Origin of the sequence: Streptococcus sp. CF7_Ac1-12, from assembly GCF_024295905.1 — a bacterium.
Classification (GTDB): Bacteria; Bacillota; Bacilli; order Lactobacillales; family Streptococcaceae; genus Streptococcus; species Streptococcus mitis_AP.
The window spans coordinates 1-10,357 of the sequence record NZ_JANCPG010000025.1; the positions used below are offsets into that span (position 1 = coordinate 1).

At 39.6% G+C, this 10,357-nt stretch carries 12 protein-coding genes; all 12 read left to right on the forward strand.

The window, feature by feature from the left end; translation table 11 throughout:
* Positions 1-96 precede the first annotated feature (96 nt).
* Positions 97-726: a uracil phosphoribosyltransferase gene (gene upp, locus NMM17_RS09365; protein ID WP_000515974.1), complete on the forward strand. Its 630-nt coding sequence runs from the start codon at positions 97-99 to the stop codon at positions 724-726.
* Positions 727-898: 172 nt separating this feature from the next.
* Positions 899-1,489, forward strand: coding sequence for an ATP-dependent Clp protease proteolytic subunit ClpP (gene clpP, locus NMM17_RS09370; RefSeq protein WP_000613475.1), 591 nt, complete (start codon positions 899-901; stop codon positions 1,487-1,489).
* 78 nt (positions 1,490-1,567) lie between these two features.
* Positions 1,568-1,855 (forward strand): YlbG family protein, encoded by a 288-nt coding sequence (locus NMM17_RS09375; RefSeq protein WP_000462118.1) that lies wholly within the window; start codon positions 1,568-1,570, stop codon positions 1,853-1,855.
* A 66-nt stretch (positions 1,856-1,921) separates the two neighbouring features.
* Positions 1,922-3,082, forward strand: a complete 1,161-nt coding sequence (locus NMM17_RS09380) for an ABC transporter substrate-binding protein (protein WP_000726121.1) — start codon at positions 1,922-1,924, stop codon at positions 3,080-3,082.
* 116 nt (positions 3,083-3,198) lie between these two features.
* Positions 3,199-4,068 carry a branched-chain amino acid ABC transporter permease gene (locus NMM17_RS09385; RefSeq protein WP_033677574.1) on the forward strand — a complete coding sequence of 290 codons (870 nt, stop codon included), beginning with the start codon at positions 3,199-3,201 and terminating at the stop codon, positions 4,066-4,068.
* Between the two features lie 3 nt (positions 4,069-4,071).
* Positions 4,072-5,028, forward strand: coding sequence for a branched-chain amino acid ABC transporter permease (locus NMM17_RS09390; protein ID WP_000662290.1), 957 nt, complete (start codon positions 4,072-4,074; stop codon positions 5,026-5,028).
* Complete coding sequence (locus tag NMM17_RS09395; RefSeq protein ID WP_001185995.1) at positions 5,028-5,792, forward strand: ABC transporter ATP-binding protein; 765 nt, start codon at positions 5,028-5,030, stop codon at positions 5,790-5,792. Before NMM17_RS09390 ends, NMM17_RS09395 begins: the two co-directional genes overlap by 1 nt.
* The gene (locus NMM17_RS09400; RefSeq protein WP_254754325.1) at positions 5,792-6,502 is read left to right on the forward strand and encodes an ABC transporter ATP-binding protein; all 711 of its coding nucleotides are present in this window, start codon (positions 5,792-5,794) and stop codon (positions 6,500-6,502) included. The genes NMM17_RS09395 and NMM17_RS09400 overlap by 1 nt, the downstream gene beginning before the upstream one ends.
* Before the next feature lie 302 nt (positions 6,503-6,804).
* Positions 6,805-7,461: a CBS domain-containing protein gene (locus NMM17_RS09405; protein WP_000268666.1), complete on the forward strand. Its 657-nt coding sequence runs from the start codon at positions 6,805-6,807 to the stop codon at positions 7,459-7,461.
* 108 nt (positions 7,462-7,569) lie between these two features.
* A protein-coding gene (prfB, locus tag NMM17_RS09410) for a peptide chain release factor 2 (RefSeq protein ID WP_125386088.1) occupies positions 7,570-8,665 on the forward strand; the annotation gives its coding sequence in 2 pieces (ribosomal slippage) (positions 7,570-7,641 and positions 7,643-8,665; 1,095 coding nt in all).
* Positions 8,666-8,682: 17 nt separating this feature from the next.
* Positions 8,683-9,375 carry a cell division ATP-binding protein FtsE gene (gene ftsE / locus NMM17_RS09415; protein ID WP_000022204.1) on the forward strand — a complete coding sequence of 231 codons (693 nt, stop codon included), beginning with the start codon at positions 8,683-8,685 and terminating at the stop codon, positions 9,373-9,375.
* Positions 9,368-10,294, forward strand: coding sequence for a permease-like cell division protein FtsX (gene ftsX / locus NMM17_RS09420; protein ID WP_000625545.1), 927 nt, complete (start codon positions 9,368-9,370; stop codon positions 10,292-10,294). The genes ftsE and ftsX overlap by 8 nt, the downstream gene beginning before the upstream one ends.
* The last annotated feature ends 63 nt before the right edge of the window (positions 10,295-10,357 follow it).

The window sequence follows — 10,357 nt, forward strand, 5'->3', positions numbered from 1 at the left end:
TAATGTAAAAAATATCAAAAATAAATGGTTTAGAAAGATTTTTAAACCGTTTTTTGGTATAATAAGAAGAATAAATTGAAAGAAGGAATTCCAAAAATGGGAAAAATTGAAGTTATTAATCATCCACTGATTCAACACAAATTGTCAATCTTACGTCGTACAGATACTTCTACAAAAGCTTTCCGTGAGCTAGTAGATGAGATTGCAATGTTGATGGGATATGAAGTACTTCGTGATCTTCCACTAGAAGATGTGGAAATCGAAACACCAATCACAAAAACAGTTCAAAAACAATTGGCTGGTAAGAAATTGGCTATCGTTCCAATCTTGCGTGCAGGTATCGGGATGGTTGATGGACTTTTGAGCTTGGTTCCAGCTGCTAAAGTTGGCCACATCGGTATGTACCGTGATGAAGAAACGCTTCAACCAGTTGAGTACTTGGTGAAATTGCCTGAAGATATTGACCAACGTCAAATTTTTGTGGTAGACCCAATGTTGGCAACAGGTGGCTCAGCAATCTTGGCTGTTGATTCTCTTAAAAAACGTGGCGCATCAAATATCAAATTTGTCTGCCTTGTATCTGCTCCAGAAGGTGTTAAAGCCCTTCAAGAAGCTCATCCAGATGTAGAAATCTTTACAGCAGCCTTGGATGAACGCTTGAACGAACACGGTTATATCGTTCCAGGTCTTGGAGATGCTGGGGACCGCTTGTTCGGTACAAAATAAAATAAAAAAGAGATTGACTTGGAAAAGGATTTCCAGTCACGAAAGGAGGTTGAATTTTTGTTTCTGTCTAATGAAAACAGAGCAAAAATTTGACCTTTTTTGACCAAGATATTATAATAGTCTTATCTTCAGTCATTTGACCAATAAAATTAAAACTCAAAAGGAGAAATAAATGATTCCTGTAGTTATTGAACAAACAAGCCGTGGAGAACGTTCCTACGATATTTACTCACGTCTTCTTAAAGACCGCATCATTATGCTGACAGGCCCAGTTGAAGACAATATGGCCAACTCTGTTATTGCCCAGTTGCTTTTCTTGGATGCCCAAGATAGTACAAAGGATATTTACCTTTATGTCAATACACCTGGTGGTTCCGTTTCAGCTGGTTTGGCAATCGTTGATACCATGAACTTTATCAAGGCAGATGTCCAAACCATTGTTATGGGAATGGCAGCATCTATGGGGACGGTCATTGCATCAAGTGGAGCAAAAGGCAAACGTTTCATGCTTCCAAATGCAGAGTATATGATCCACCAACCAATGGGTGGTACAGGTGGAGGTACTCAGCAAACCGATATGGCGATCGCTGCAGAACACTTGCTTAAAACTCGTAATACCTTGGAAAAAATCTTGGCTGAAAATTCAGGTCAGTCAATCGAAAAAGTTCACGCAGATGCAGAACGCGATAACTGGATGAGTGCCCAAGAAACACTTGAATATGGCTTTATTGATGAAATCATGGCCAACAATTCATTGAATTAATGATCAAAGAAGGCAAACTCGACTGGGTTTGCTTTTTTTGGTATAATAGGGAGAGATTTCTTAGAAAGAGGATTTATCATGTTTGAAAAAGTCAATCGATCTGGCTTGATTATCTATCTTTACTATAATCGTGATGCCAAAAAATTGCAGGATTATGGAGATATTACCTATCATTCCAAGAAACATCGTTACTTACAACTCTATGTTCCAACTCAAGAAATGGAGCAATTGGTCGGGCGCTTGGGCAAGGAAAAGTTTATAAAAAAAGTCAGGGTTTGTCATATCCAAGAGCTGGAAACACCCTTTGTGGGCAATCTTCATCGAGAGGAAAACGTTATCATCGAAAAAGTTCAAGAAAAGTGTTGACAATTTTCTGATAATTCGGTATATTCTTAACATGCTATTTATTTAAGAATAAGGAGACAAAAAAAGATGAAGAAAAAATTTGCCCTATCGTTTGTGGCGCTTGCAAGTGTAGCACTTCTTGCAGCCTGTGGAGAAGTGAAGTCTGGAGCGTCAAACGCTGCTGGTAACTCAGTAGAGGAAAAGACAATCAAAATTGGATTTAACTTCGAAGAAACTGGTGCCGTAGCTGCCTACGGAACATCTGAACAAAAAGGTGCCCAACTTGCCGTTGATGAAATCAATGCAGCAGGTGGTATCGACGGAAAACAAATCGAAGTAGTTGATAAAGATAATAAATCTGAAACTGCTGAGGCGGCTTCAGTAACAACTAACCTAGTAACCCAATCTAAGGTATCAGCAATCGTAGGACCTGCGACATCTGGTGCAACTGCAGCTGCTGTAGCTAACGCTACAAAAGCAGGTGTTCCATTGATTTCGCCAAGTGCGACTCAAGATGGATTGACTAAAGGTCAAGATTACCTCTTTATCGGAACATTCCAAGATAGCTTCCAAGGAAAAATTATCTCAAACTATGTTACTGAAAAATTAAACGCTAAGAAAGTTGTTCTTTACACTGACAATGCCAGCGACTATGCTAAAGGTATTGCTAAAGCCTTCCGTGAAGCTTACAAAGGTGAAATCGTTGCAGATGAAACTTTCGTAGCAGGTGACACAGACTTTCAAGCAGCCCTTACAAAAATGAAAGGGAAAGACTTTGATGCTATCATCGTCCCTGGTTACTACACTGAAGCTGGTAAAATTGTAAACCAAGCGCGTGGTATGGGAATTGATAAACCAATCGTTGGTGGTGATGGATTCAACGGTGAAGAGTTTGTACAACAAGCAACTGCTGAAAAAGCATCAAACATCTACTTTATCTCAGGCTTCTCAACTACTGTAGAAGTTTCAGCTAAAGCAAAAGCTTTCCTTGATGCTTACCGTGCTAAGTACAACGAAGAGCCTTCAACATTTGCAGCCTTGGCTTATGACTCAGTTCACCTTGTAGCAAACGCAGCAAAAGGTGCTAAAAACTCAGGTGAAATCAAGGATAACCTTGCTAAAACAAAAGATTTTGAAGGTGTAACTGGTCAAACAAGCTTCGATGCAGACCACAACACAGTCAAAACTGCTTACATGATGACCATGAACAATGGTAAGGTTGAAGCAGCAGAAGTTGTAAAACCATAATAGAAAAATGTTGAAATAGGGAATGAGCCTCTGACTCACTCCCTGTTTCGGTGTTTAAGAACCTATCAAAAAGTGAGGGGAAACCCTCAAAATTATAAATAGAAAGAGTGAATCTTATGCTCCAACAACTAGTAAATGGTTTGATTCTAGGTAGTGTTTATGCGCTATTAGCCCTAGGATATACCATGGTTTACGGAATTATCAAGCTCATCAACTTCGCCCACGGTGATATTTATATGATGGGAGCCTTTATTGGTTATTTCTTGATTAATTCTTTCCAAATGAATTTCTTTGTAGCGCTTATCGTAGCGATGCTAGCTACAGCTGTCCTTGGTGTCGTGATTGAGTTTCTTGCTTATCGACCTTTGCGCCACTCTACTCGTATTGCTGTTTTGATCACAGCTATTGGGGTTTCCTTCCTACTTGAGTATGGAATGGTCTATCTGGTTGGTGCCAATACCCGTGCCTTCCCTCAAGCGATTCAAACAGTTCGCTATGATTTGGGACCAATTAGCCTAACAAATGTGCAGTTAATGATTTTGGCCATTTCCTTGATTTTGATGATTTTGTTACAAGTCATTGTCCAAAAGACTAAGATGGGGAAAGCCATGCGTGCAGTATCCGTAGATAGCGATGCAGCACAATTGATGGGGATCAATGTAAACCGTACTATCAGCTTTACCTTTGCTTTGGGTTCTGCCCTTGCGGGTGCGGCTGGTGTTCTGATTGCCCTTTATTATAACTCTCTTGAGCCTTTGATGGGGGTTACTCCAGGTCTTAAATCTTTCGTTGCCGCAGTACTTGGTGGTATCGGAATTATTCCTGGTGCGGCTCTTGGTGGTTTTGTGATTGGTCTATTGGAAACCTTTGCGACAGCCTTTGGGATGTCAGACTTCCGTGATGCCATTGTTTATGGAATCTTGTTGTTGATCTTGATTGTCCGCCCAGCTGGTATCCTTGGTAAGAATGTGAAAGAGAAGGTGTAAACGATGAAAGAAAATTTAAAAGTTAATATTCTATGGTTACTCCTTTTGTTAGCTGGCTATGGTTTGATTAGTGTACTGGTTTCAGTTGGAGTACTCAATCTATTCTATGTACAGATTTTACAACAAATTGGAATTAATATTATTTTGGCTGTTGGTCTTAACCTAATCGTTGGTTTTTCAGGACAATTTTCACTTGGGCATGCTGGTTTCATGGCGATTGGTGCCTATGCCGCTGCTATTATTGGTTCTAAATCACCAACCTATGGTGCCTTCTTTGGAGCTATGCTTGTAGGTGCTTTGCTTTCAGGAGCTGTTGCTTTACTTGTCGGAATTCCAACCTTGCGCTTGAAGGGGGACTATCTTGCGGTAGCGACTCTCGGTGTATCTGAAATTATCCGTATCTTTATCATCAATGGTGGAAGTCTTACAAATGGTGCGGCAGGTATCTTGGGAATTCCTAACTTTACAACTTGGCAAATGGTTTACTTCTTTGTCGTGATTACAACCATTGCAACCTTGAACTTCTTGCGTAGCCCAATTGGTCGTTCAACCCTCTCTGTTCGTGAGGACGAGATTGCTGCTGAGTCAGTTGGGGTTAATACGACTAAAATTAAAATCATCGCCTTTGTCTTTGGTGCTATTACTGCAAGTATTGCAGGGTCACTTCAGGCAGGATTTATCGGTTCAGTTGTACCGAAAGATTACACTTTCATCAACTCAATCAACGTATTGATCATTGTTGTATTTGGTGGACTTGGTTCAATTACAGGTGCGATTGTTTCAGCTATTGTTCTTGGAATTTTGAATATGCTTCTCCAAGATGTTGCTAGCGTGCGTATGATTATCTACGCTTTGGCCTTGGTATTGGTAATGATTTTCAGACCAGGTGGACTCCTTGGAACATGGGAATTGAGCCTATCACGTTTCTTTAAAAAATCTAAGAAGGAGGAACAAAACTAATGGCATTACTTGAAGTAAAACAGTTAACCAAACATTTTGGCGGTCTAACAGCTGTTGGAGATGTGACTCTTGAATTAAACGAAGGGGAATTGGTTGGACTAATCGGTCCAAACGGAGCTGGTAAAACCACCCTTTTCAACCTTTTGACCGGTGTTTATGAACCAAGTGAGGGAACAGTTACCTTAGATGGTCACCTTTTAAATGGAAAGGCACCTTATAAGATTGCCTCTTTGGGACTTGGACGTACTTTCCAAAATATCCGTCTCTTTAAAGATTTAACAGTTTTGGACAATGTTTTAATTGCTTTTGGCAACCATCACAAACAACATGTTTTTGCTAGTTTCTTACGCTTACCAGCTTTTTACAAGAGTGAAAAAGAATTAAAAGCTAAAGCTTTGGAATTATTGAAAATCTTTGATTTAGATGGTGATGCAGAGACTCTTGCTAAAAACCTCGCCTACGGACAACAACGTCGTTTGGAAATTGTTCGTGCCCTTGCTACGGAACCTAAAATTCTCTTTTTAGATGAACCAGCAGCAGGTATGAACCCACAGGAAACAGCGGAATTGACTGAGTTAATTCGTCGTATCAAAGATGAATTCAAAATTACAATCATGTTGATTGAACACGATATGAATCTGGTCATGGAAGTAACAGAACGCATCTACGTACTTGAATATGGTCGTTTAATTGCTCAAGGAACTCCAGACGAAATTAAGACCAATAAACGCGTTATCGAAGCTTATCTAGGAGGTGAAGCCTAATGTCTATGTTAAAAGTTGAAAATCTTTCTGTGCATTACGGTATGATCCAAGCAGTCCGTGATGTAAGCTTTGAAGTTAATGAAGGAGAGGTTGTTTCCCTTATCGGTGCCAATGGTGCTGGTAAAACAACCATTCTCCGTACCTTGTCTGGTTTGGTTAGACCGAGTTCAGGAAAAATTGAATTTTTAGGTCAAGAAATCCAAAAAATGCCAGCTCAGAAAATCGTAGCTGGTGGACTTTCACAAGTTCCAGAAGGACGCCATGTCTTCCCTGGCTTGACTGTGATGGAAAATCTTGAAATGGGGGCTTTCTTAAAGAAAAATCGTGAAGAAAATCAAGCTAACTTGAAGAAAGTTTTCTCACGCTTCCCACGTCTTGAAGAACGAAAGAACCAAGATGCAGCCACTCTTTCAGGAGGGGAACAACAAATGCTTGCCATGGGACGCGCTCTTATGTCAACTCCAAAACTTCTTCTTTTAGATGAACCATCAATGGGTCTTGCCCCAATCTTTATCCAAGAGATTTTTAATATCATTCAAGATATCCAGAAACAAGGAACAACTGTCCTCTTGATTGAACAAAACGCTAATAAAGCACTCGCAATCTCTGACCGAGGCTATGTACTGGAAACAGGAAAAATCGTCCTATCCGGAACAGGAAAAGAACTCGCCTCATCAGAAGAAGTCAGAAAAGCATATCTAGGTGGCTAAAAAGGTCTGGGGGACCTTTTTAGTCGGTGAATAGAGATTGCGAAGCAATTATCTTTTCCAGTGGATTATTTTAGTTGGCATATTTAGATTGCAAACAAATCTACATCTACACTGAAAGATGAATTTCTAATAATTGAAAAATCGAATGAAGCGTACCTATCCTTCATTCACAGAGCTCGATTTCAGAGCTCTTTTTGCTAGCTTATTCATACTTTTCTGAATTTTGAAAAAGAAATGTAAGCGTTTGATAGATTTGCAAAAAGATTGTATAATAGGGATAAGAATAGAAAAGGAGAAGTCTCATGGCAGTTAAAGATTTTATGACCCGCAAGGTAGTGTATATTAGTCCAGATACAACAGTATCTCATGCAGCAGATTTGATGAGAGAGCAAGGATTGCACCGCTTGCCTGTTATCGAAAATGATCAATTGGTTGGTTTGGTGACTGAGGGAACCATTGCCCAAGCTAGTCCATCAAAAGCAACCAGTCTTTCTATCTATGAGATGAACTATCTTCTGAATAAGACAAAAGTAAAAGATGTCATGATTCGCGATGTTGTTACTGTTTCAGGCTATGCGAGTCTAGAGGATGCAACTTATCTGATGTTGAAAAACAAGATTGGTATTCTTCCTGTAGTAGATAACCATCAAGTCTATGGGGTTATTACGGACCGTGACGTTTTCCAAGCCTTTCTTGAAATTGCTGGTTATGGTGAAGAAGGGATTCGGGTGCGCTTTGTTACAGAAGATGAAGTCGGTGTTCTCGGAAAGATTGTTTCTTTGATTGTAGAAGAAAATTTGAATATCTCCCATACAGTCAATATTCCGCGTAAAGATGGTAAGGTTATTATCGAAGTTCAAATCGATGGATCAATCGATTTACCAGCCTTGAAAGAAAAATTTGAATCAGAGAATATTCAAGTAGAAGAAATCACTCGTACTTCAGCAAAAGTCTTGTAAGAAGGGAAGCCGAAAGGCTTCTTTTTACGTGCAATAAGGGATTAGAGCAAAAGATGGAAAGAAATGATAGATTATGGTATAATAAAATAATACAAAAAAGGAGTATTTATGGACATTTCAGAAATTCGTCAGAAAATTGACGCAAATCGTGAAAAATTAGCTTCTTTCAGGGGGTCTCTTTGACCTCGAAGGTTTAGAGGAAGAGATTGCCATCTTGGAAAACAAGATGACAGAACCTGATTTTTGGAACGATAATATCGCGGCCCAAAAAACGTCGCAAGAATTAAATGAATTAAAAAACACCTACAACACCTTCCACAAAATGGAAGAGTTGCAGGATGAAGTTGAAATTTTATTAGACTTTTTAGCTGAAGATGAGTCGGTGCATGAAGAATTGGTTGCACAGTTATCAGAACTCGATAAGATGATGACCAGCTATGAGATGACGCTTCTCTTGTCAGAACCTTATGACCATAATAATGCCATTTTGGAAATCCATCCAGGATCTGGTGGTACAGAGGCTCAAGACTGGGGTGATATGTTGCTTCGTATGTACACTCGTTATGGTAATGCTAAAGGCTTCAAAGTAGAAGTTTTGGATTATCAAGCAGGTGATGAGGCTGGTATTAAGTCGGTAACTTTATCATTTGAAGGACCTAATGCCTATGGTCTTCTCAAGTCAGAAATGGGTGTACACCGTTTGGTACGAATTTCACCATTTGACTCTGCTAAACGTCGCCACACCTCTTTCACATCTGTAGAAGTGATGCCAGAATTGGATGATACTATTGAAGTAGAAATCCGTGAAGATGATATCAAGATGGATACTTTCCGTTCAGGTGGTGCTGGTGGACAAAACGTCAACAAGGTTTCCACAGGTGTGCGTTTGACACACATTCCTACGGGAACTGTCGTCCAGTCAACGGTCGATCGTACCCAATATGGAAATAGAGATCGAGCTATGAAGATGTTACAGGCTAAGCTCTATCAAATGGAGCAAGAAAAGAAAGCTGCGGAAGTCGATTCCCTCAAGGGTGAGAAAAAGGAAATCACATGGGGAAGCCAAATTCGTTCTTATGTCTTCACGCCTTATACAATGGTAAAAGATCACCGAACTAGCTTTGAAGTTGCACAAGTAGATAAGGTTATGGATGGAGACCTAGATGGTTTTATCGATGCCTATCTCAAGTGGCGAATCAGTTAAGATAGAAAGGAACTCACATGTCAATCATTGCAATGCGAGATGTTGTCAAAAAGTATGATAACGGAACGACCGCCCTGCGAGGTGTCTCTGTCACTATTGAACCAGGAGAATTTGCCTATATCGTAGGTCCTTCAGGAGCCGGAAAATCAACCTTTATTCGTTCTTTGTATCGCGAAGTAAAAATCGAAAAAGGAAGTTTATCTGTTGCTGGTTTTGATTTGGTTAAAATCAAGAAGAAAGACGTCCCTCTACTCCGTCGTAGTGTTGGGGTTGTCTTCCAAGATTATAAACTGTTACCAAAGAAAACCGTTTACGAAAATATTGCCTATGCAATGGAGGTAATCGGAGAAAGTCGCCGTAATATCAAAAAACGTGTTATGGAAGTTTTAGACTTGGTTGGATTGAAGCATAAGGTTCGTTCTTTCCCAAATGAACTTTCGGGGGGAGAACAACAGCGTATTGCGATAGCGCGTGCTATTGTAAATAATCCAAAAGTATTGATTGCGGACGAACCAACAGGAAACTTGGACCCAGATAATTCATGGGAAATTATGAATTTGTTGGAACGCATCAATCTCCAAGGTACAACTGTCTTGATGGCGACCCACAACAGTCAGATTGTAAATACCTTGCGCCACCGTGTCATTGCCATTGAAAATGGCCGTGTCGTTCGTGACGAAGCTAAAGGAGAATATGGATACGATGATTAGTAGATTTTTTCGTCATTTATTTGAATCATTAAAAAGTTTGAAACGAAATGGCTGGATGACAGTAGCAGCTGTCAGTTCGGTTATGATTACTTTGACTTTAGTTGCAATATTTGCATCTGTTATCTTTAATACGGCTAAACTCGCTACAGATATTGAAAACAATGTCCGAGTAATGGTATATATTCGTAAGGACGTAGCTGACAATAGTGAGACCATTGAAAAAGAAGGTCAAACCGTTACAAATAATGACTACCATAAGGTATACGATGCTTTGAAAGGTATGTCAACTGTTAAAAGTGTTACCTTTTCAAGTAAAGAAGAACAATATGAAAAGTTGACCGAAACAATGGGGGACAACTGGAAAATCTTTGAAGGGGATGCCAATCCACTCTATGATGCATATATTGTTGATACCAACACGCCAAGCGATGTAAAGACAGTAGCAGAAGAGGCTAAGAAAATTGAAGGTGTATCAGAAGTTCAAGATGGTGGTGCTAATACAGAACGCTTGTTTAAGTTAGCCTCATTTATTCGTGTCTGGGGACTAGTTATCGCGGGATTATTGATTTTCATTGCGGTGTTCTTGATTTCTAATACGATTCGTATCACCATTATTTCACGAAGCCGTGAAATTCAAATCATGCGTTTAGTAGGTGCTAAGAACGGCTATATCCGTGGACCTTTCTTGCTTGAAGGTGCCTTCATTGGTTTGCTTGGAGCAACTCTTCCGTCAGTTCTGGTATTTATTGTCTATAAAATGGTTTACCAATCGGTTAATAAGTCATTGGTTGGCCAGAACCTTTCAATGATATCACCAGAGGTATTCAGTCCATTGATGATTGCCTTATTATTTGTGATTGGAATTTTTATCGGTTCAATCGGATCAGGAATTTCTATGCGCCGATTCCTGAAAATCTAAAATAGAAGTATATTTGAGGAGATTTTGATATCTCCTTTTTTACTACAAAAATTTTAGAAAAAA

What these genes read in the sequence shown, in the direction of transcription:
- upp (WP_000515974.1), top strand. Translation starts at nt 97, where the DNA reads ATGGGAAAAATTGAAGTTATTAATCATCCACTGATTCAACACAAATTG.
- clpP (WP_000613475.1), top strand. Translation starts at nt 899, where the DNA reads ATGATTCCTGTAGTTATTGAACAAACAAGCCGTGGAGAACGTTCCTAC.
- NMM17_RS09375 (WP_000462118.1), top strand. Translation starts at nt 1,568, where the DNA reads ATGTTTGAAAAAGTCAATCGATCTGGCTTGATTATCTATCTTTACTAT.
- NMM17_RS09380 (WP_000726121.1), top strand. Translation starts at nt 1,922, where the DNA reads ATGAAGAAAAAATTTGCCCTATCGTTTGTGGCGCTTGCAAGTGTAGCA.
- NMM17_RS09385 (WP_033677574.1), top strand. Translation starts at nt 3,199, where the DNA reads ATGCTCCAACAACTAGTAAATGGTTTGATTCTAGGTAGTGTTTATGCG.
- NMM17_RS09390 (WP_000662290.1), top strand. Translation starts at nt 4,072, where the DNA reads ATGAAAGAAAATTTAAAAGTTAATATTCTATGGTTACTCCTTTTGTTA.
- NMM17_RS09395 (WP_001185995.1), top strand. Translation starts at nt 5,028, where the DNA reads ATGGCATTACTTGAAGTAAAACAGTTAACCAAACATTTTGGCGGTCTA.
- NMM17_RS09400 (WP_254754325.1), top strand. Translation starts at nt 5,792, where the DNA reads ATGTCTATGTTAAAAGTTGAAAATCTTTCTGTGCATTACGGTATGATC.
- NMM17_RS09405 (WP_000268666.1), top strand. Translation starts at nt 6,805, where the DNA reads ATGGCAGTTAAAGATTTTATGACCCGCAAGGTAGTGTATATTAGTCCA.
- ftsE (WP_000022204.1), top strand. Translation starts at nt 8,683, where the DNA reads ATGTCAATCATTGCAATGCGAGATGTTGTCAAAAAGTATGATAACGGA.
- ftsX (WP_000625545.1), top strand. Translation starts at nt 9,368, where the DNA reads ATGATTAGTAGATTTTTTCGTCATTTATTTGAATCATTAAAAAGTTTG.